Source organism: Planomonospora corallina, from assembly GCF_042650625.1.
Lineage (GTDB): Bacteria > Actinomycetota > Actinomycetes > Streptosporangiales > Streptosporangiaceae > Planomonospora_B > Planomonospora_B corallina.
In genome coordinates, this window is the sequence record NZ_JBHSBM010000011.1 from 630,134 (window position 1) to 650,753 (window position 20,620).

A 20,620-nucleotide genomic window follows, 5' to 3' on the forward strand; every position below is an offset into this window, starting at 1 on the left:
GCTTGAGGTCGCGCCGCCGGTGGAACCGTACCGGGAACGCCGCCGGAACGGGCCCGCACGGCCCGTCCGCGGCCGCCGGCAGCCGTCGTGAAGGGCGGCGGCCGTCGCGGAGGGCGGCGGCGGCCGGCGACACGGCGTGGCGAGGTCCTGGGGACGGGACCGCCGTCACGGGCGGATAGCGTTGTGGCATGCTCCGGATCCTGCTCTCTCCACGCGTGATGGTGCTCCACCTTCTCGCGATCGGAGCCCTCGCCGTGTGTGGGCTGCTCGGCCGCTGGCAGCTCGGGGTCTTCGAGGACTCCGGCAGGCCGCAGGCCGCCCGGGACCCCGCCCCGGTCGCGGTGGGCACGCTCACCCGGCCCGGCGAGCACCTGACGAGCGACCTGGTGGGCCGCCGGGTGAGCGCCGAGGGCGTCTACGACGCCTCCCGGCAACTCCTGGTGCCCGGCAGGGACGAGGGCCTGTGGATCGTCACCGCGCTCGACCTGGGCGACGGCACCGCGATCCCGGTCGTGCGCGGCGCCGTGTCCGCCCCCGGCGACCCGGCGACGGCCGTGCCGGAGGGGAAGGTCGCCGTCACCGGCCGCCTCCGGGCGTCGGAGGGGACCGACAGCGTGCCGCGCCGGGTCCGGCAGCTGCCGGAGGGCCAGGTGCTGACCGTGTCCTCGGCGGAGCTGATCAACCTCTGGCAGGGCGTGCGGCTGCGCGACGGCTACGTGGTCGCCACCTCCCAGTCTCCCGCCCCGGCGGTCGCCCCCGAGCCGGTCGCGGCTCCCGCGCCGACCGAGTCGGGCGTGCTGACCTGGCGGAACCTCGCCTACGCCGGCCAGTGGTGGATCTTCGGCCTGTTCGCCGTCTTCATGTGGTGGCACTTCGTCCGCGACGCCGTGCGGAGCGGGAAGGCCGCCTCCGCGGCGGGCGCGGAGCCCGGGGGAGAGCCCGGCGGCGAGCCCGGCCCGGACGCGGGCCCCGGCCCCGGGGAACGGTCGCGACCGGCCGCCGTCTGACCCCGCATATCGTTGAGATCCCGACCCCCACCCCACCCAGACCCGAGGTAGATGACCGTGGAATCCGCCCTCAAGCCCTTCCGAGTCATGGCGTACATCGTCGGTGTGATGCTGCTCGTCCTGACCGTGTGCATCGTGCTCAGGTACGGCTTCGGCATCGAGGGGCCGTCGAAGATCGTCTCCCCGATCCACGGCTTCCTCTACATGGTCTATCTGGTGACCGCGATGAACCTGGGGATGAAGGCCCGCTGGACGTGGCAGTACATCCTCGGCGTGATGCTGGCCGGCACCGTGCCGCTGCTGTCGTTCGTGTTCGAGCGCAAGGTCACCCGCCGCGTGGAGGGCGAGATCGCCGAGGCCGCCGCGGCCTGACCGCCGCGACCGGCCGCCTGGCCGTCCGGCTCACGGCCAGGTCTCCGGCCCGTCCTGCACCCGGCCCGTCCTGCACCGGCCCGTCCTGTTGCCGGTCCGTCCTGTGCCCGGCTCGGCCCGCAGGCCGCCGGGCCCGGCCCGTCGCGCGCCCGCCGGGGCCGTGCCCCCGGCGGCTGAGGGCCCGCTCCCGGAATCCACCGCTCCCGGGGCGGATCCCTCCGCGCCGCTCGGCGGCCGACGTCCCCTCAGCGGCCGATGCCCCTGCGGCGGGCGCGCCTGAGCCGCTCGCGCTGCGACGGGTCGAGCATCATGTAGCCGACGACCGGGGCGGCGACGACGCCGAGGACGACCAGCAGGGCCAGCCAATTCGGCAGGAAGATCAACGAGAGCACTACGGCCGCTCCGGCGCCGATCGCGTACTTCTGGATGGGCGACATCCTCAACATCCTCCGAACGCGGAGCGCACGCCCCGCCTGGTGCCATTCTGCGTCGCCCGTCCAACGAACGGTCCCCCCACCCGGGTTCCATTCGCGATATGTCGCGGCGATGACCTCGTCGCTCAGCCCTCGTTGCTCAGTCCTTGTCGCTCAGCCCTGGGCCTGCAGCGCGTCGGCGACCCAGCGGGCCGCCTGCGTGGCGTTGCGCGCGACGCGGCCGTCGGTGTCCTGCGCGACCCCGCCGCGCTTGTACTGGACCTCAGCGACGAGGTTGCTGACGCGCAGGACGATGGTGACCCGGTAGGACTCGCCGTAGACGTCGATCTTCTGGTGACCGCCGGCGATGAAGGCCTCCTCGCCGACACCCTTCAGGTCCTGCGGCGGCAGCGCCCCGTCGGTGGCGGCCTTGTCCGCGGCGTCCTTCTTCTTGCCGGCGAGATACTCCTTCGCCCGCTGGACCTCCGAGCCGTCCTGTTCCTGGGCGACCAACCGGACCACCAGGTCGAACTTCTCCGAGCTCGGCGAGCGCCAGTCACTGGTCAGCCAGTTGCACTCGGCGGTCTCGACCTCGGAGCTGTTGAAGGCGGGGACGGCCTGGGCGGCCTGCTCGTCGGTGAGCAGGCTGCAGGCGCGGGGGGCGGTGGCGAAGCGGCCCCTGGTCCCGGAGGGGGCGGCGGCGCCCTCCTCTCCGCCGTCGAGCACGGGGACGAGCAGGACGCCGATGGCGGCCGCCATGCTCACCAGGATCACGGCCGTCAGCACCACGATCGAGCGGGGCACCAGCACGCCCTGCCCGGAGCCGCGGCGCGCGGGGCGTCCCGCGGAGCGCACGACGGGGTCCATGGCGGGGTCCATGGTGAGGTCCGCGGCGGGGTCCATGGTGAGGTCCGCGGCGGGGTCCGCGGTGGGGTTCACAGCAGGGTCCACGGCGGGCTCCTGCCCGGGGCGGACACGGGCGTCGTCCACCGCGGGCGGAGGGCCGGCCTGCGCCGCCGGAGGAGGCGGGGGCGCGGAGGGGTGCGGGACCGGTCCGGGGGCGGCGAGTGCCCCGGCCACCGGGGCGGCTGCTCCCCCACCGGGTCCTCCATCGGGTCCTCCGGTGAATCCCCTGCCGGGTCCTCCGGCGGGCCCTTCCGCGGGCGTGCCGGTGGGGAGGGACGCGGGTACGGGTGCGTCCGGGAGGGAGCCCTGGCTCCGGAACGGCACGGTCATGTCGCGGCCGTCACGGTGGTCCCGCCCCTCCGGCGGGACGGATCCGGGATCGGGCAGGTCGCTCCCGGGGGCGGGCGGGACGGGTCCGGGCAGGTCGCTCCCGGGAACGGGTGGGACGGCCCCGGGAACGGGTGGGACGGGTCCCGAGGTGGGTGAGGCGGATCCGGGGACGGGCCACGGCGCGGGCGCGGGAGGCAGCGCCGGGAGCTGCGGGGCGGAGAGCCGGGCGGCCTCGGCCAGCAGGCCGCGCAACTCGGCCGGGCCGGGGCGGAGCGCGGGGTCGCCGGCCAGCAGGCGGATCAGGACGGGGCCGAGCGGGCCCGCCTTGTACAGCGAGGCGCCGGGAGCGGGCGGCCGGCCCTCGACGGCGGTGAAGAGGGTCGCGCCCAGGGACCACAGGTCGGCGGCGGGGCCGGTGACGCCCTCCGGGGCGGTGAAGACCGGATCCCGCAGAGACGGCGCGGCCAGGGTCACCTGATCGTCCGGGCCGACGAGCACCGAGCCGGGCCGGACGTCGCCGTGGGGCGTGCCGTGGTGGTGCACGGCCGTGAGCCGGTCCAGCACGGCCAGACCGACCAGCGCGGTCCGGGCTGGCGGCAGCGGGCCGTCCCGTCTGATCAGCAGCTCCAGCGAGGCCGGACCCGGGTTCCGGGGGCCGAGCGGGTCCTGCCCCCACGTGCCGGCGGCCGGCGCGGGACCGGCGTGCCTGCCCTGCGACCGGGGGTTGTCTGCCTGGTTCATCCCGCTGCCCTCTGCTTGTTCAACGCGTCCGCGACCCAGGTCGCGGCGGTGTGGGCGCCGCTCTGGATGGCGGGGCCGTCCTTGCTGTCGTCCACCACGGCGTAACCGACCTCGATGACCAGGTTGTCGACGCGGAAGGTCACGTAGCTGTGCTCGAGCCCGTCGGTCCTGCGGTTGTCGTAGAGGTCGTGGCCGAACGCCTCCTCCCCGACCGGCTTCACCGTCAGCGGGCCGGTGCTGCGGGCCGAACGGACCGCGGCGGAGATCTCCGGCCACTCCCAGGTGAGCTGGCCGCTGGGGATGGTGGAGTTGCGCTGGTTGACGAACCGCTCGTGGGCCTGACGCGGGCTCTTGCCCCACTGCTCGCCCTGACCGGCCAAGGTGACGGACAGTCCCTGGCCGCGGGTCGTCCACTCGCAGCCGCCCGCGTCGGTGGGCTTGCCGCCGCCGGTCAGGGCGGGAAGGAGCTGCTCGGCCCTCTCCTGCGGGATCAGCCCGCACAGGTCCACGGGAGCGGTGAAGGCGCCCGGCTTCTCGCTCAGCCGTACGGGCGGGGGCGGTTCGTCGCCGGTCGAGACGAGGTGGCCGACGCCCAGGGAGACGCCGATGACCGCCGCGATCCCGCCCACCTCGGCCGCGGCCCACAGCAGTGCCCGGCTGCTCCGGGGAGCCCGGGCCGTCCGCCCGGGGGAGGCGGCGGCCGGCGCGGACCCGGAGTCCTCACGCGTCCACCGGCTCGGAGGGGGCCCGGCAGGCTGCGGCCCGGCGGATTCCGGCCCGGCGGGCTGCGGGACGGCGGGAGCGGGCGGAGCGTCCGCGACGCCCCCGGCGGCTCCTCCGGCCTCTCCGGCGATCCCCCCGGCGTCTCCGGGAGAGAAGCCCGGCACGGGACCCGCGGGGAGCGGGGGGAGGGCGAACTCCGCGGCGGTACGGCCGAGCACGGCCTCCTCGAGCATCCGGAAGACGGCGTCGAACGCCGGCCGGGCCACGGGGAGGGGGGCCAGCATCGCCATCAGCACCGGGCCCAGCACGCCGGCCCGCTCAGGTGTGCGGGGCGGTCCGGCGAGCACCCGGCCGACCACCGCGGCGGGCGTCTCGGCGGGGTGCGGGGGCACGCCCTCGACGGCGAAGTAGAGCGTGGCGCCCAGCGACCACAGGTCGGAGTACGGGCCGTCGCGCTCGCCGCGCAGCCGTTCCGGGGCGATGTAACCGGGGGAGCCGGCCGGGGAGCCGGTGCTCGTGACGTCGTTCTCACCCTCGGCCACGGCGATGCCGAAGCCGGTGAGCACGACCTTGCCGTCGGGGGCCAGGAAGACGTTGCCCGGCTTGACGCCCCGGTGGACGACCCCGGCGGTGTGCACGGCGGAGAGCGCCTCCAGGAGGCCGAGGCCGACCCGTGCCGCGCGGGCGGGCGGGAGCGGGCCGCCGGAACGGACGGTCTGCTCCAGGGACGCCCCCGGCAGCAGCTCCATGACGATCCACGGGCGGCCGTCGTCGACGACCACGTCATGGATGGTGACGATGGACGGGTGCTCGATCCGGGCGGCGATGTTGGCCTCGCGCAGCGCGGAGGCGTAGAGCCCCTGCCGCCGCTGGGGCTCCACCCCGGGAGGGAGCATCAGCTCCTTGATCGCCACCTCGCGGCGGAGCGCCTCGTCGGCGGCGCGCCACACGGTGCCCATCCCGCCCTCGGCGAGGGGGTTGAGCAGGCGGTAACGGCCCGCCAGCACTCGCGTGTCGATCCTGCTCACCTCGTTCACCGTCATGTCGCGCAAAGAAACATAACCATTTAGCCGGACATGGACCAATGAGCAGGGCGTCCTCACCGGTGCACTGTGACCACCCTGTGCCCTTGCGGGTGGAGGAACGGGCCGCGCGATGATCCATTGACGTCGGTGCGGACCGTTCATTACGTTGATCATCAATTGCGAGCGGAAGGAGGTGAGGAGCGGATGACCACCATGACGACGCGCTCCCGCCTCGGGCGAAAGGCCGCCTGAGACCGGAGAGCGCACAGCTTTTCCGGAGAGTCACTTGACTGACCTGATCTTCCGTCCGCTCGGCGCGGACGAGCTCGACCTGTTCCTCGGCCACGGCTCCACCCCGGCCTCCGGTGTCGGAGCCCGGACCCTCCCCTTCGAGCAGCTCGGCTACCACCGGCTCGACTGGCTCTGGATCGCGCTGCGCGGCGACACGGTGGTCGCGCGGGCCGCCTTCTGGGGGCCGGAGCGCTCGCCCCATCCCTACTGCGTCGACTGGTTCGACCCGGGCACCGGCCCCGACCGGATCGAGGTGGGCGCCGCCCTGCTCCGGGCCGCCTACGACGTGCTGGCCCCCGCCGGCTACTCGACGCCGGTCGGCGACCGGCCGGAGTACCTGCTGTTCCTGCCGGGTGACTGGCGGGATCGCCCCGACGCGCTCGCCGACGCCACCGACCGGATCACCGCCGCCGAGCGGGCCGGGCTGCGGCAGAAGGTCGAGCGGCTGAACCTGCGCTGGGAGCCCGGCTACGGCCTGCCGCCCCGCTCGACCCGGCTCACCTTCACGCCCGCCGCGGACGACGCGGTGGTCGTGGACCTGCTGGGCCGCATCGCGGTCGGCAGCCTCGACGACTCGGACCGGCGCACACTGCCGGTGAAGGGACCGGAGGCGACCGCCAAGGAAACCCTCGAGGACGTGGCGTCCATGCCCGGCGGGCGCGACCGCTGGCGCCTGGCGTACGACGCCTCCGGCGCGCTGGCCGGCATCGTGATGCCCACCCGCAACGACGGGTCCGCGACGATCGGCTACATCGGCGTGGACCCGGCGCACCGCGGGAACGGCTACAGCGACGACCTGCTCGCCGAGGCGCTGCACATCTTCAGCGCCGAAGGGGAGCCCCAGGTCACCGACAACACCGACGTCGGCAACGCCCCGATGGCCGCGGCGTTCGACCGGGCCGGCTACCGCATCACCGGCCGCACGCTGGTCCTCGGGTGAGGGCGTCCCGGTGAGCCTCCCCGGGTCCTGTGGCCGCGCCGGCGCGGCCACAGGACCCGGGTGCTCGCCGGAAATCCCGCCGTGATCCGCCGGGGGCCCGACGGGTCCCCGTCCCGTCCGAACAGGACAGGGGCCGCCGGACCGGTCGGCCGGGCCCAGCCCGTGGATCGCGGTCCCGCCGGCCGTTAACGTCGCATAGGTGATTCGGCGATCTTCCACACCCTCACGCGGCCGAGCGCGTCACGCGGTGGAGCGTGTGCGATGACCGTCCCGCCCACACCGCTGCTGGTGCTGTGGGACATCGATCACACTCTCATCGACTCCGGCACCGTCTCTCAGCAGGTCTACGCCACGGCCTTCCAGAAAGCGCTCGCGGCCGAAATGGGCGACCGTGCCGCTGCCATGTCCGCCGAAGGGCGTGTCCTGCCCGGCGCGGTCGCCGCCCTGACCGCCCTGGGCGCCGTCCCGGGCGTGTACCAGTCGGTCCTCACCGGCGATCTCCGCGCGATCGCGGAACTGAAGATGCGGGCGTTCGGCCTGGACGGCCATGTCGACTTCCGGCTCGGCGCGTACGGAGAGGACGCCTACGAGCGCACCGGCCTGCCCGCCCATGCCTTCCGCAGGACCGAACGGCATCTCGGCCGCCGCCACAGCGGCGCCGACACCGTCATCATCGGTGACACGCTGCGCGACATCGCCACCGCCCGTGCCGCCGGGGCCGGGATCGTCGCTGTCACGACCGGATCCCACAGTGCCGCGGAGCTCCGGGCCGCAGGCGCGGACGTCGTTCTCACCGACCTGTCCGACACCGCCGCCGTCCTGCACGCGGTGACGGGAGGGCCGCTGCGCACGCGGTAGCCCGGACAGCAGGGACGAGAACAGCGGGGACGAGAACAGGGCGCAGGGCCTGGCCTCGCGGTGAACGGCGGCGGTTCCTCCGGAGCCCGCTCCGAGGTGCGCGGAATCTTCACAATTCACCACAAGGCGTCTGCACAGGCCGGCTCTAGGCTCCCGGGGTATGGCGATTCCCCAGCAACGACGTGTCCTCGTGGTGGAGGACGACGAGACGATCGCGCGGGCGGTACGGCACCGCCTCGCAGCCGAGGGCTTCGACGTGCGGGTCACCGGGGACGGGGCCGAGGCCCTCGCCGCCTACGCCAGGGCCGAGCCGGACGTGGTGATCCTCGACAGGCTCCTGCCCGGCCTCGACGGACTGGAGGTCTGCCGGCGGATGCAGGCGGCCCGGCCGGTCCCGGTGCTCATGCTCACCGCACTGGGGGAGGAGACCGACCTGCTCGTGGGGCTCGGCGTCGGGGCCGACGACTACATGACCAAACCGTTCAGCATGCGCGAGCTGGTCGCGCGGGTGCACGCGCTGCTGCGGCGGGTGGAACGCGCCTCCCAGCTGGCCGTGGAGGACTCGGTCGTCCGCGTCGGCGACGTCGAGATCGACACCGCCGAACGGCGGGTCTACGTGAGGGGCGAGGAGGTCCGGCTGACCCGGACCGAGTTCGACCTGCTGCGGCGGCTGGCGGAACGGCCGGGGCAGGTCTTCGAGCGGGAGCGGCTGCTCGCCGACATCTGGGGCTTCTCCGAGGCCGCGGCCACCCGGACGGTCGACAGCCACGTGCGGGCCCTGCGCCGCAAGCTCGGTCCCGGCGTCGTCCGGACCGTCCACGGGGTCGGTTACGCCCTCGTCCGGGACTGACGGCGATGATGCGGGTGAACGCCTCCGGTGAGGTCTGACCCGGCGACCGGCCGGCCCCGGGTCCTCGAGCCGATCCGCCGGCCCCGCCCGGGAGACGCTCCGGCGGGAGGTCCGCCGTCCCGTCGTCTGCCCGGTCCTGCCGTCCCCGCGCGGGCCTGTCATCCGTCCGAATCCGTATCCGGGCGAACCGATCGCCTCCATCACCACTCGAACACTCCGGAATGCGACACATCATGAGACCCAGAGCCGGGACCACCGGAGGGGGAGCAAGCCCTTCCCGGGTCCCCTCTCCCTCCGGAGAGGGCGGCGCCCGCCCGTCCTCCGCCCCGCGACGGCAGGACGCCCGGCCGACCGCCCCGGATCGGCCGGGAGACCGCCCGTCCCGGAAACCACGCGGAGCGCTCCGCCCGCTGGACTTCCTCGGCCGGATCAAGATCAAGCTGGGCGTGGTGATCCTGCTGGCCGTGGCGGCGGCGTTCCTCGTCAACGAGGTCGGCATCAACGCCGGATACTCGCGCAACACCCGGATCGCGGTGGCGGTCGCGCTCGCGCTCGTCATGGTGCAACTGCTGGCCAGGGGGATGACCCGGCCGCTGCGGGAGATGGCCGCCGCCGCGCAGACCATCGCCAAGGGTCGATACGGCCTGCGCGTCACGGCCACCTCGCGGGACGAGGTCGGCGAGCTCGCCCGGGCCTTCAACGCGATGGCGGCCGACCTGGGCGAGGTCGACCGGCAGCGGCGGGAGCTGGTCGCCAACGTCAGCCACGAGCTCCGTACGCCGATCACCGCGCTCCGGGCGGTGCTGGAGAACGTGGTGGACGGCGTCTCCGAGCCCGACCCGGTGACGCTCGGCACGGCGCTCGCCCAGGCCGAGCGGCTGGGGCGGCTGGTCGCCCAGCTGCTCGACCTGTCCCGGCTGGAGTCCGGGGCGCGGCTGATCGAGCCGGACGACGTCGAGCTCGGCCCGCTCTGCGACCAGGCGCTGCGTGAGGCCGTACTGGCCCGGGAGGGGGTGACGGCCCGGTGCGAGGTGCCGGACGGGCTGACCGTGCGGGCCGACGCCGACCTGCTGGCGCAGGTGCTGGCGAACCTGCTCGACAACGCGGTGCGGCACAGCCCGGAGGGCGGCGTGGTGGTCCTGTCCGCCCGGCCCCAGGGCTCCGGGGTGCGGCTGCGGGTGACCGACCAGGGGCCGGGGATCAGCCGCCAGGACCGGGCCCGGGTGTTCGAGCGCTTCTCCCGCCTGGACGCGGGCCGGGCGGCGGACGGAGGCGGCGCCGGGCTGGGCCTGGCCATCACCAAGGAGATCGTCGAACTGCACGGCGGCTCCATCCACGTCGAAGACGGTGCCGGCTGCCGGATAGCGGTCGACCTTCCAGAAAGGATCTCGATGACCAGTCCCGAATCCCCCGGGACCCTCGTCCCCGGCGGCACTCCGGCGGACGCCGCCGCCTCCGGGGTCTCCGGCCCCGGCGATTCCGAAGGGGAGACCGGTCTCTCCTCCGAGGCGTCCTCCGTGCCGGCCGGGGCGGATCCCGGCCCCGGTCCCGGCCCCGGTCCCGGCCCCGGTCCCGGCCCCGTTCCGGGCACCGGTGCGGCGGAGCAGGAAGGAGAGGCCGGGGAGAGGCCGGCGCCCCATCCGGTGCCTCCGGCTCACCTGGTCTCTCCGGCTCACCCGGCGCCTCCGGCCCCGCAGGGCGCGGCGTGGCCCGTGAGGCCGGGAGCCGGCCCCGGGGGTGCGGGGAGCGGGCATCCCTCACCGGCCCCGGCCCGGCGGAACTGGGCGGGGGCGATCGGCGGCGTCCTGATCGGCGGCGTGCTCGGGGTCATCGCGGGAGTGCTGCTGGGACTGGTCGTCGGGGCGTTCTCCGCGGCGCTCGGGGTCCTGACCGGGCTGGGCGTCGCACTGACCGGGGCCTTCGTCGGCACGGTCATCGGGGCCACCCCGCCCGGCGGGACGGGGCAGGCGCGGTACGGCGCGGGCCCGGTCCCCACGCGCCCGATCTCCGCGGGCGGGGCGCCCACCGCGGCGGCTCCCACGGGTCCGGTCTCGGGCGGGGCGCCCATCGCAGCGGCTGCCACGGAAGCCGCTTCCACCGGAGCGGCGAGAGCAGAGGCGGGAGCGGGGGGCGCTCCCGGGACGAGGCCCGCGGCCGGACCGGCCGGCGCGGTGGACGGTCCCGCCGGCCGGACCGCCGTCGCCCTGCCGCCCGGCGGATACGTGGCGCCACCGGTGTTCCCGCGTCCGGAACTGCCGGACACGCCGCGGTGGCTGCTCGCCGCCTGTGCCGCAGTGGGCCTGCTCGCCGCGGTCGCCCTGCCGTACAGCCCGGTGGGGCTGGGGTTCGCGCTGGTGGCGGCGGCCGCCGGGATCGCGGTGCTGCCGGCCGCCCGCAGGCGGATCACCCCCTGGTCCGCGGTGATGGCACTGATCGCCTACGGGCTGGTCGCGGTGGCGCTCCTCCGGGACGCCGACTGGCTCGTCGGGCTGCTGCTCGCCGCGGGGGCGGCGCTGGCCGCGCTCGCCCTGTCGGGGGCCGGGCGCGGCTGGCTCGGGGTGGCCCGGGGCGCGGCCTCGGTGGTGCTGGGGCTGCTGCCGGCGCCGTGGTTCCTGGCGGCGTCGGTGAAGGGGCCGGCGAAGAACCTGACGGTCCGCCGGGTGGTGCCCACGCTGGCCGGGCTCGGGCTGACCGCGGTGCTGCTCGTCGTCTTCGGCGCGCTGTTCGCCTCGGCGGACGCGGTGTTCGCCCGGACCGTGGAGCGGCTGCTGTCCTCCCAGGACTGGGTGGAGACGCTGCCGCTGCGCGTGGTGGTCTTCGCGGTCGCCGTGGCCGTGGTGGCCTCGGCGGTCCTGGTGGGCCTGCGGCCGGTGGCCGAGCCGGAGGGGCCCGGCCTGCGCCTGCGCGTCGGCCGCGGCCTGTGGGTGACCCCGCTGACGGCGCTCAACCTGCTGTTCGGCACGTTCGTGGCGATGCAGCTGACGGCGCTGTTCGGCGACGCCGACTGGGTGGTGTCCACCACCGACCTCACCTACGCCGAGTACGCCCGCTCCGGCTTCTTCCAGCTGGTCGTCGTCAGCGTCTTCGTGCTGGCGATCGTGGCGCTGGCGGCGGGGGCGGTCGAGACCTCCGGCCGCGACCGCTGGCTGATGGCCGTCCTGCTCGGCCTGCTCTGCGCGCTGACCATGGTGATCCTGGCCTCCGCGATGTACCGGCTGGACCTGTACGTCGACGCCTACGGGTTCACCCGGCTCCGCGCCTCCGTCTGGGCGGCCATCTGGTGGCTCGGCGGCGTCTTCGTACTGGTCCTCGCCGCGGGCGCGCTGCGGCTGCTGCGGCGCGGCACGTCGTCCTGGCTGCCCCGGGCGGTGGTCGTGATGACGGGCGCCGGGCTGCTGGCCTTCGGCGTGTGGAACCCGGACCTGCGGGTCGCGGAGTCCCAGCTCGCCGTCCGGGGGGTGGACCGGCTCGACCACGCCTACCTGGGCGGCCTGGGCGCGGAGGCCGTGCCCGCCCTGGACCGGCTGCCCGAGCCGGCGCGCACCTGCGTGCTGATCGAGGTGAGCTCGGCCAACCGGCTCGGCGAGCCGGACCCGTGGAACGGCTGGAACCTGGCCCGGGAACAGGCCAGGGACCTGCTGGCCGCCAAGCCCGTCGTCCCCCAGGGGGACGCCTGCTTGCAGGACCCCTCGCCGTCCCAGCGCATCTTCGAGGACTGACCGGGCGGGGCCGGCCCGGCCGTGCGGGTCGGCCGGGGCCCGATGGGAGGGCCGGGTGCGACGTTCCCGGCCCTCCCGGCCGCTCCCGACCGCGCGCCGCACTTCGGCGTACGCCCTCGCCCCGCGCTCCCCGGAGGCCCGGCCTGCCGGGGGTCCGGCGCCCGCCCCGTTCCCGGCGGGTGCCCCGATCCCCCGGGGCGGATAGGGTCTCCTGCGCAGGACAGGCACGACAGGCGTCGCACACGCGGTGGGGGAGCGGATGAAGGGGATCGTCGATCTCGACGCGGCCGTGGGGTCGTCGCTGTTCGGCGGGGCGTTCACCTTCCCGGTGATGGCCGCCCGCCGCAGTGCGCTCCGGCACAACATCGACACGCTCGCGGCCTTCGCACGCGACCACGGCATGCTGCTCGTCCCGCACGCCAAGACCACCATGTCGCCCGAGCTGGTGGCGGCCCAGCAGGAGGCGGGCGCCTGGGGGTTCACCGTCGCCACTCCGAGCCAGGCGCTCATCCTGCGCTCCTTCGGCGTCCAGCGGATCCTGATCGCCAACCAGGTCTTCGACCCGGCCGGGCTCGACGCCCTCGCCGCGCACCTCGCCGAGGACCCGGAGTCCGAACTGCTCTGCTTCGCCGACTCGGTCGCCGGGATCGAGACGCTCTCCGAGCACGCCGGGCCCCGCCCGTTCCGGGTGCTGGTCGAGCTCGGCCACACCGGAGGGCGGGCCGGGTGCCGGACCCTCGCGGACCTGCTGGAGGTCGCCGCGGCGGCCCAGGCCGCGCCCGGCGTGGAGCTCGCGGGCGTCGCCGGCTACGAGGGCACGCTCGACACGGCGGACGAGGTCCGGGCCTTCCTGCACCGGCTGCTGGAGGCGCTGGAGCACCTGCGGGTCGCGCGGCCGATCCTCTCGGTGGGCGGCAGCCAGTGGTTCGACCTGGTCGGCCGGGAGCTCGCCGCCTGCCAGGCGACCGTCATGCTCCGCAGCGGGGCCTACATCTCCCACGACGACGGCATCTACCGGGAGCGCACGCCGTACAACCGGATCGGCGGCGAGCTCCGCCCGGCGCTGGAGGTCTGGGCGCACGTGCTCTCCGTGCCGGAGCCGGGGCTGGTCGTCGCCGGGCTCGGCAAGCGCGACGCCCCGTACGACGAGGGGATGCCGATTCCCCGGGGGCCCCTCGCCGGCGCGGAGGTGGTCAAGCTCTACGATCAGCACGCGGTGCTGCGGGTCGCGCCGGAGACGCCGGTGCGGCCGGGAGACCTGGTGCCGTTCGGGATCTCCCACCCGTGCACCGCCTTCGACAAGTGGCGGGTCATCCCGGTGGTCGACGACGACCACGTGGTCGTCGACCTGATCCACACCTGTTTCTGAATCCCCGAGACTCCCGGAACCCCCTGGGACACCCCTGAGACGAGGACGGTTGACATGAGCGAGAAGCTCGAACTGCGGACCGACGAGGGCGCCGCGCCGGTCGGGGCCTACTCGCAGGGCCTGGTGGTCGGCGACTTCGTCTACACCTCGGGCATGGGCCCGCTGGACCCGGCGACCGGCGAGGTCGTCGGCGCCGACGTGGCGGAGCAGACCCACCAGGTGATGCGCAACCTCGGCGCGATCCTGGCCGCGCACGGCCTGGGCTTCGACGACGTGGTCAAGTCGACGGTGCACCTGCAGCACCTCAAGCGCGACTTCAGCGCCTACAACGAGGTCTACAAGTCCTACTTCACCAGGCCCTATCCGGTCCGCACGACCGTCGGCTCCGACCTGATGGACATTCTCGTCGAGATCGACTTCGTCGCCTACAAGGGGCGTTAGAGCCCGACCGGCTGCGCGGGGGGAGGCGGTTTGGACAGCTCTGTCCACGTCCACGTCGAAGACGTCCGGGGTGAGGGCCTGGAGCCGGTCCTCGACCGGATCACCGGATACGGCGTGACCGGCGTGACCGTGGCCGCGGCCTGCCGGCGCACCCGCGACGTCACCCCGCACGGGGCCTCCCGGATGACCGTCCGGGGCGAGGGCGTGCACTTCACCCCGCCGGCGGATCTGTTCGGCGAGTCGCGCCTGGTCCCGCCGGTCCAGGACGGGGCCGGGCAGGAGCCTCTGGCCGCCCTGCGCCGCGCCACCGCCGAGCGGGGGCTCCGGCTGCACGGCTGGGCCCCCTTCCTGTGCGGCTCCGCCCTCGGTGAGGCCGGCCCCGGCGTGGCCGTGCGCGACTGCTTCGGCGACCCCGGCGCGACCACCGACCTGTGCCCGTCCCACCCCGACGTCCGCCGCTACGCGGTCGCGCTGGGCCGGGCCGTGGCGCGCCAGGGCGTCGACAGCGTGGTCGCCGAGGGCCTGCACTTCGGGCCCTTCCCGCAGGGCTGCCCGCACGAGCGGAGCTTCGTCCCGCTCGGCCCGATGGACGCCTTCCTGTTCGGGCTCTGCTTCTGCGACTTCTGCCTGGGCCGCGCCGCGGACCTGGGCGTCAACGCCGAGGCCGCCCGCCGGGAGTGCGCCCGGATCGTGGGCGGGGTGCTCGACGGCGACCCGCCGGCGCAGGGGGAGGTGACCCGGGCGGCGCTGACCGCCTACGCCGGGCCCGAGGTGGTCGCCTACGCGCGGGCCCGCTCCGAGACGGTCACCTCGCTGGTCTCGGAGGTCTCGGCGGCCGTCGCGGACGAGGGCTCCCGGCTGGTCTTCCTGGACGGCACCGGGGCGGTGAAGGGGCACGCGGACGGGCTGCCCTCGCCCGGTCTGGCCGCGCACGACGCCTGGCAGCTCGGCGTGGACCTGGTCGCCCTCGGCGACCTGGTGCCCTCGCTCGGCGCGTTCGCCTACGCCCGCGACCCCGCCAGGATCGCCGACGACGTGGGGGCCTACCGCCGCTCGACCGGCAAGGACCGGGACCTGCGGGTGGTGCTCCGGCCGGGACCGCCCGACACCGACTCGGCCGACCGCCTCGCCGCCAAGGTCCGCGCCGTCCGGGCCGCCGGGGCCGGAGCGGTCGACTTCTTCGCCTACGGGCTCCTGCCGTACCCGGTGCTCGACCGGATCCGCGGGGCTCTCGCGTCCTGACGGCCCCTGAGGGGTCCTGACGGTTCCCGGAGGCGCGGTCCCGGAAGTTTCCCCATGTCCCGAAGGTTCCCCGTGTCCGGGGAGTTCCGTGGACACAGGGAGTTCCGCGGTCCCGGGCCCTCTCAGGCGGGCTCCGCCGGGCGCCGGGCCGTGCCGTCGAGGACGGCGCGCACCGCCTCGGCGGCGAAGTCCTCACCGAGGGGAAGGCCCCGGAAGACCGTCCGCAGCCACACCGCGCCCGCCAGCAGGTCCATGACCAGCATCGGGTCGGCGCCGTCGACGAGTTCGCCGCGCCGCCCGGCCCGCTCGAAGACCCGCTTCTCCCCGGCCAGCCGGTCGGCGAAGAAGCGCCGGGCGACCTCCGCCAGCTCGGGGTGGTGCACGGCGGCGCCGAGCGCGGCCACCGCGACGTCCGCCGCCGGGGGCCGGGTGAGCAGCGCGGCGATCTGCGCGACCAGGGACTCCAGGTCGCCGCGGAGGCTCCCGGTGTCCGGCGGGTCCAGGGCGAGCACCTCCGACTCGGCCAGCGCGGCGGCCAGCAGCGCCGCCTTCGACGGCCACCACCGGTAGATCGTCGTCTTGTTCACCCCCGACCGCTCGGCCACCCCCTCCACGGTCAGCCCCTCGTACCCCTTCTCGGCGAGCAGGGCGAGCGTCGCCGAGAAGATCTCCTGTCCCTTGCGCGGTGCCATGCGGGCAAGGATAGCAACGCAACGGTGCGTTGTGCTTTAATCGGGGTATTCCGCTACGGGCCGGGAGGTCAGTCATGGTGCCCATCGTCTTCGTCCACGGGATCCGGGTCAGCGCGACCATGTGGGGTCCGGTCACCGCTCTCGTCGACCGGCCCTCGGCCGCGGTGGACCTGCCCGGGCACGGGAGCAGGAGAGGCGAGCGGTTCACGATGGAGGCGGCCGCGTCGGCCGTGGCCGAGGCGATCGACGGCCTCGGCGGACGAGCCGTCGTGGCCGGCCTCTCCCTCGGCGGCTACGTCGGGATCGCCACCGCCGGACGGTTCCCCGAGCGGGTGGCCGGGCTCGTCGCCATGGGCTGCACGGCCCTGCCGGGCCGCCACGCCGGGGTGTACCGGTTCGCGGCCTCCCTCGCCGCGCGCGACCCGGAACTCGCCGGCCGGATCAGCGCGTACGGCCTGCGCCGCCTGCTGCCGGGGCCGCCGGGCGAGGCGCTCGTCGCGGGAGGGCTGGCGTGCGAGGTGATGCCCCAGGCCGTCGAGGCCGTGGCCGGGCACGACCAGCTCGCGGCGCTGGCCGCCTACCCGGGCCGGGTGTGGCTGGTCAACGGAGCCCGCGACCCGTTCCGGGCGGACGAGCGCGCCTTCCTGCGGGCCTGCAGGGACGGGCGGCTGATCCACATCCCGCGCCGCGGCCACCTGGGGGTGCTGGCCGCTCCCGGTCCGCTGGCCCGTCTGGTGGGGGACCTGTGCGACCAGGTGGATCCGGCGCCGCGGGACGGGGAAGGCCGGGCGGCGAGTCTCGTGTGACGCGGACGGCGGCCGGGCCGGACGGTGCTTCCCGTGCGGCCCGGCCGGTGGTCAGGCCGGGCGGCCGGAGAACGCGGTCGCCAGGCCCAGGCCCAGATAGACGACACCGCTCACCCGGCCGAGCAGCCCGGCCCGGTTCCGCAGCCGCCGGCCCAGCACCCCCGCTCCCGCGGCGTAGACCAGGTTGGAGCTCAGGCCCAGCGTCAGCAGCGTCCCGCCCAGCACCGCGACCTGGAGCGGCACCGATCCCGCCGCGGGGTCCACGAACTGCGGCAGGAACGCCAGGAAGAACAGGATCACCTTCGGGTTGAGCAGGTTGACGGCCATCGCCTCCAGGAAGACCGCGCGCAGCGGCTGCGGGGGCGTCTCCACGGCCCGCACCCCGCCGCCGCCCCTGAGCGCCCGGACCCCCAGGTAGACCAGGTAGGCCGCCCCGGCCCACTTGATCGTCTCGAACAGGGCCGCGGACCGCGCGACCACGTAGGAGAGCCCGGCCGCCGCCGTGGCGATGTGCACCAGCGTGCCCGCCTCCACCCCGAAGGCGCTCGCCAGGGCGGCGGCCCTGCCCTGGGAGATGCCCCGGGCGGCGATGTAGAGGTGGTTCGGGCCGGGGACGAGGACCAGCACGAGGGAAGCCGCCGCGAACAGCAGGAACGTCGACATCGAGACCATGCCCCGACCATAGGCGGGGGCCGGGGCCCGGCAGGAGGGCCAATCGCACGCGCTCTCCGTGGACCGATCCGGTCCCCGTCCCCGGCCCGGGGCGGCCCCGGCTCGATCCCGGCACGGGCCCGGTGCGGGCCCGGGTGTGGTCCGGGCCTGGTTCCGGTGCGGCTCCGGCCTGGTTCCGGTGCGGCTCCGGCCCGGTTCCGGTGCGGCTCCGGCCCGGTTCCGGTCCGGTTCCGGTCCGGTCCCGGCTCCGGTTCCGGTTCCGCGGACCGAGCCGTTTCCGGGTGGCGCCGTGGCATACTCGCCGACGTGGAGCCGCAAAAGGTACAAAGCGTGCTGGTGGGGCGATTGGTGGAGCTCGACCGGCTGCTCGCCGTACTGCGCTCCGCCGCCGAGGGAACCGCCGGAGTCGCCCTGGTCGGCGGCGACGCCGGCATCGGCAAGACACGGCTCGTCACCGAACTGGCCGAACGGGCGCGGGCCGACGGCTTCGCCGTACTCGTCGGGCAGTGCGCCGAACTCGGCGACGCGCTGCCGTACCTGCCGCTGGCCGACGCGCTGCGCGGGGTGGAGGGAGAGCTGCGCGAGGCGCTGGAGGCGCGCCCGGTCCTCGGCAGGCTGCTGCCCGGCGGCGTCGACGGCGGGCCGGAGAGCGCCTCGCGCCTCACCCAGCAGCAGCTGTTCGGCTCGGTGCTCGGCTTCCTGGCGACCCAGCCCGTCCTGCTCATCCTGGAGGACCTGCACTGGGCCGACCAGTCCACCCGCGACCTGCTGGTCTTCCTCAGCCGGATGCTGCAGGGCGAGCGCGTCTGCCTGGTCGGCACCTACCGGACCGACGACCTCCACCGCCGCCACCCGCTCCGCCGCGTCCTCGCCGAACTGGGGCGCCTGCCCGCGGTGACGTCGGTGGAGCTGAGCCCGCTCGACCGCGGTGAGATGGCCGACTACGTCGCACTGCTCGGCGGGACCGACGCCCGGATGATCGACGAGGTCGTCGACCGGGCCGAGGGCAACCCCTTCTACGCCGAGGAGCTCCTGGAGGCGGCCGTCGAGGGCAGCATGATGACCGACGGCCTCGCCAGCCTGCTGCTCTCCCGCGCCGAACAGCTCTCCGACCCCGCCCAGCGGGTGCTGCGCGGCGCCGCCGTCGCCGGGCGGAAGGTCGACCACGGCCTGCTCCAGGCGGTCTCCGGCCTCGACGACCTGGCCTTCGAGGAGGCCATGCGGGAGATCGTCTCGCGCGGGCTCATCCGCCCGTCCGGCGAGTACGGCTACGCCTTCCGGCACGCGCTGCTCCAGGAGGCCGTCTACACCGATCTGCTGCCCGGCGAGCGGACCCGCCTGCACGCCGAGTTCGCCCGGCTGCTGGCCGGACAGGGCGGCAGCGCCGCCGAACTCGCCCACCACTACCTGGCCGCGCACGACCTCGCCGGGGCGCTGGCCGCCTCGGTCGAGGCCGGGCGCCGGGCCGAGCGCCTCGGCGCCCCCGCCGAGGCCCACCGTCACTTCGAGCGCGCGCTCGGCCTCTGGGAGCGCGTCCCCGACGCCGAGGCGCTCACCGGGACCGACCACGCCGGCCTCGCGCTGCGCACCGCCGCGGCCGCGGCGGACATGGGCGACAACCAGCGGGCCGCCGCCCACATGCGGGCGCTGCCCCCGTCGGCCGAGGTCTGCGAACGGCTGGCCTACTACCTCTACGACGCCGGGCAGGAGAGCGAGGCGGTCGCCGCCGCCGAGGCCGCGGTCGAGGCCGGTCCCACCGGGCCGCTGCTGGCCCGGGCCCTGGCCACCTTCGCCCGGACCGTCTTCTGGACCGCGCGGCACGCCGAGGCCGGGCCGCTCGCCGAGCGCGCCCTGGAGGTGGCCCGCGCCACCGGGGCCCGGGACGCGGAGAAGAGCGCCCTGATCATCCTCGCCTCCTGCGCGGAGTACACCGGCGACCGGGAACGGGCGGAGCAGCTGTTCGCCCGGGTCGCGGCCGAGGACTCCGGAGACCTCGCCATGGACCTGCGCGGGATCTTCCACCACGCGCGCATCCAGGCGGAGGGAGGCGCCCTGGCCGCCGCCGCCGCGACCGCCGACCGCGGCATCCGGCTGGCGGCCGAGACCGGTCTGTCCTGGAGCACGTACGGCACCGACCTGCGCTTCCTCCGCTACATGATCGACTACACCGTCGGAGAGTGGGAGCAGGCCCGGGCCAGAGGGTTCGGCAGGCGGGTCGGGACGATCCCCGAGGCGGTCCTGTCCTCGTTCGCGCTCTTCGTCGAGGTGGCCCTGGGCCTGCCCGAGGTCGAGGAACGGCTGGCCTGGCTCCGGCCGTTCTGGCCGGACACCATGGTGGCCTACATGTCCCGGGGGCTGGCCGCCGAGCACGCCCTCTGGCAGGGGGACCCCGGACGGGCGCTGGAGCACGTCACCGCGGTGCTCGACGTCCTGGAGCCCACCGACAGCGGCAGCATCCGCGTCGCCGCGGTCGGGCTGTGGGCCCTGGCCGAACTGGGCCGTACCGACGGGGCCGGCGACCTGCTCGGCCGGGCGCGCGACGGGGCCCGGGCCGGCCTGGGGCGGGAGGGGAGGGCCTGGCTGCTGCGGGCGGAGGCCGAGTGGCACCGCGTCCACGGCCGTCTCGACGCCGACGCCTGGCGCGCGGTGGTGGAGGCCTTCGACTACGGATTCGTCTACGAGACCGCGCGCTCCCGGTGGCGGCTGGCCGAGGCGCTGCTGGCCGCCGGCGACCGCGCCGCGGCGCACCGGGAGTGGGAACAGGCGGTCGAGACCGCCGACGCCCTCGGTGCGCGGCCGCTCGGCGAGGCCCTCGCCGAGCTGGGCCGCCGGGCGCGCTTCGGCCCGGTCCGCAGGGCGGAGCCCGCCGGTCCCGCGGGTCCTGCGGCTTCCGCTTCCGCCGGGAGGCCGGGCCCGGGACGGCGGCCGGGCCGGGCCGACCGGGAGAGCCGGTCCCCGGCGGTGGCGCTCACCGGCCGGGAGCGGGAGGTGCTCACCCTGGTGGCCGAGGGGCTGCCCAACCGCGAGATCGGGGAGCGGCTGTTCATCGCCCCGAAGACGGTCAGCGTGCACGTCTCCAACATCCTGGGCAAGCTCGGCGTCTCCTCCCGGACCCAGGCCGTCGCCGCGGCCCGCAGGGCGGGCCTGCTCTGACCGCTCCGCCGTACGGTGACCACGGTGACCGGGTCCGCCGGGCCGTACGGTTGCCGGGCCCGCCGGGGCC

Annotated in this window: 16 protein-coding genes; 11 read left to right on the forward strand and 5 right to left on the reverse strand. The window is 75.4% G+C overall.

What is annotated here, in order from left to right; all coding sequences use genetic code 11:
• Positions 1 to 188: 188 nt before the first annotated feature.
• On the forward strand, positions 189 to 1,007 hold the full coding sequence (locus ACFOWE_RS07695; RefSeq protein WP_377286367.1) for an SURF1 family protein: 819 nt from the start codon (positions 189 to 191) through the stop codon (positions 1,005 to 1,007).
• A gap of 51 nt (positions 1,008 to 1,058) precedes the next feature.
• The gene (locus ACFOWE_RS07700; protein ID WP_377286368.1) at positions 1,059 to 1,379 is read left to right on the forward strand and encodes a DUF3817 domain-containing protein; all 321 of its coding nucleotides are present in this window, start codon (positions 1,059 to 1,061) and stop codon (positions 1,377 to 1,379) included.
• A 245-nt stretch (positions 1,380 to 1,624) separates the two neighbouring features.
• Here ACFOWE_RS07700 and ACFOWE_RS07705 read toward each other — a convergent pair whose 3' ends face one another.
• From ACFOWE_RS07705 to ACFOWE_RS07715, 3 genes are all read right to left on the reverse strand, one after another.
• The gene (locus ACFOWE_RS07705; RefSeq protein WP_377286369.1) at positions 1,625 to 1,816 is read right to left on the reverse strand and encodes a hypothetical protein; all 192 of its coding nucleotides are present in this window, start codon (positions 1,814 to 1,816) and stop codon (positions 1,625 to 1,627) included.
• A gap of 150 nt (positions 1,817 to 1,966) precedes the next feature.
• Complete coding sequence (locus ACFOWE_RS07710) at positions 1,967 to 3,769, reverse strand: hypothetical protein (RefSeq protein WP_377286370.1); 1,803 nt, start codon at positions 3,767 to 3,769, stop codon at positions 1,967 to 1,969.
• Positions 3,766 to 5,535, reverse strand: coding sequence for a serine/threonine-protein kinase (locus ACFOWE_RS07715; protein WP_377286371.1), 1,770 nt, complete (start codon positions 5,533 to 5,535; stop codon positions 3,766 to 3,768). The genes ACFOWE_RS07710 and ACFOWE_RS07715 overlap by 4 nt, the downstream gene beginning before the upstream one ends.
• A gap of 268 nt (positions 5,536 to 5,803) precedes the next feature.
• On the opposite strand from ACFOWE_RS07715, the gene ACFOWE_RS07720 reads away from it, so the two are divergent.
• From ACFOWE_RS07720 to ACFOWE_RS07750, 7 genes are all read left to right on the forward strand, one after another.
• Positions 5,804 to 6,748, forward strand: a complete 945-nt coding sequence (locus ACFOWE_RS07720) for a GNAT family N-acetyltransferase (RefSeq protein ID WP_377286372.1) — start codon at positions 5,804 to 5,806, stop codon at positions 6,746 to 6,748.
• 261 nt (positions 6,749 to 7,009) lie between these two features.
• Positions 7,010 to 7,606 carry an HAD hydrolase-like protein gene (locus ACFOWE_RS07725; protein WP_377286373.1) on the forward strand — a complete coding sequence of 199 codons (597 nt, stop codon included), beginning with the start codon at positions 7,010 to 7,012 and terminating at the stop codon, positions 7,604 to 7,606.
• Between the two features lie 160 nt (positions 7,607 to 7,766).
• Positions 7,767 to 8,456, forward strand: a complete 690-nt coding sequence (locus tag ACFOWE_RS07730; RefSeq protein ID WP_377286374.1) for a response regulator transcription factor — start codon at positions 7,767 to 7,769, stop codon at positions 8,454 to 8,456.
• A 233-nt stretch (positions 8,457 to 8,689) separates the two neighbouring features.
• Complete coding sequence (locus ACFOWE_RS07735) at positions 8,690 to 12,175, forward strand: DUF4153 domain-containing protein (protein ID WP_377286376.1); 3,486 nt, start codon at positions 8,690 to 8,692, stop codon at positions 12,173 to 12,175.
• A 259-nt stretch (positions 12,176 to 12,434) separates the two neighbouring features.
• Positions 12,435 to 13,544, forward strand: coding sequence for an alanine racemase (locus tag ACFOWE_RS07740; protein ID WP_377286378.1), 1,110 nt, complete (start codon positions 12,435 to 12,437; stop codon positions 13,542 to 13,544).
• 54 nt (positions 13,545 to 13,598) lie between these two features.
• Positions 13,599 to 13,985, forward strand: coding sequence for a Rid family detoxifying hydrolase (locus tag ACFOWE_RS07745; RefSeq protein WP_377286379.1), 387 nt, complete (start codon positions 13,599 to 13,601; stop codon positions 13,983 to 13,985).
• Positions 13,986 to 14,015: 30 nt separating this feature from the next.
• Positions 14,016 to 15,227 (forward strand): hypothetical protein, encoded by a 1,212-nt coding sequence (locus ACFOWE_RS07750; protein WP_377286381.1) that lies wholly within the window; start codon positions 14,016 to 14,018, stop codon positions 15,225 to 15,227.
• Between the two features lie 122 nt (positions 15,228 to 15,349).
• Here ACFOWE_RS07750 and ACFOWE_RS07755 read toward each other — a convergent pair whose 3' ends face one another.
• Positions 15,350 to 15,919: a TetR/AcrR family transcriptional regulator gene (locus tag ACFOWE_RS07755; RefSeq protein ID WP_377286383.1), complete on the reverse strand. Its 570-nt coding sequence runs from the start codon at positions 15,917 to 15,919 to the stop codon at positions 15,350 to 15,352.
• 74 nt (positions 15,920 to 15,993) lie between these two features.
• Between ACFOWE_RS07755 and ACFOWE_RS07760 the strand changes: the two genes are divergently transcribed.
• Positions 15,994 to 16,725: an alpha/beta fold hydrolase gene (locus ACFOWE_RS07760; RefSeq protein ID WP_377286384.1), complete on the forward strand. Its 732-nt coding sequence runs from the start codon at positions 15,994 to 15,996 to the stop codon at positions 16,723 to 16,725.
• 51 nt (positions 16,726 to 16,776) lie between these two features.
• Here ACFOWE_RS07760 and ACFOWE_RS07765 read toward each other — a convergent pair whose 3' ends face one another.
• Positions 16,777 to 17,397: a LysE family translocator gene (locus ACFOWE_RS07765; protein ID WP_377286385.1), complete on the reverse strand. Its 621-nt coding sequence runs from the start codon at positions 17,395 to 17,397 to the stop codon at positions 16,777 to 16,779.
• 336 nt (positions 17,398 to 17,733) lie between these two features.
• Here ACFOWE_RS07765 and ACFOWE_RS07770 point away from each other — a divergent pair, with 336 nt between their 5' ends.
• Positions 17,734 to 20,550, forward strand: coding sequence for a helix-turn-helix transcriptional regulator (locus ACFOWE_RS07770; protein WP_377286386.1), 2,817 nt, complete (start codon positions 17,734 to 17,736; stop codon positions 20,548 to 20,550).
• The last annotated feature ends 70 nt before the right edge of the window (positions 20,551 to 20,620 follow it).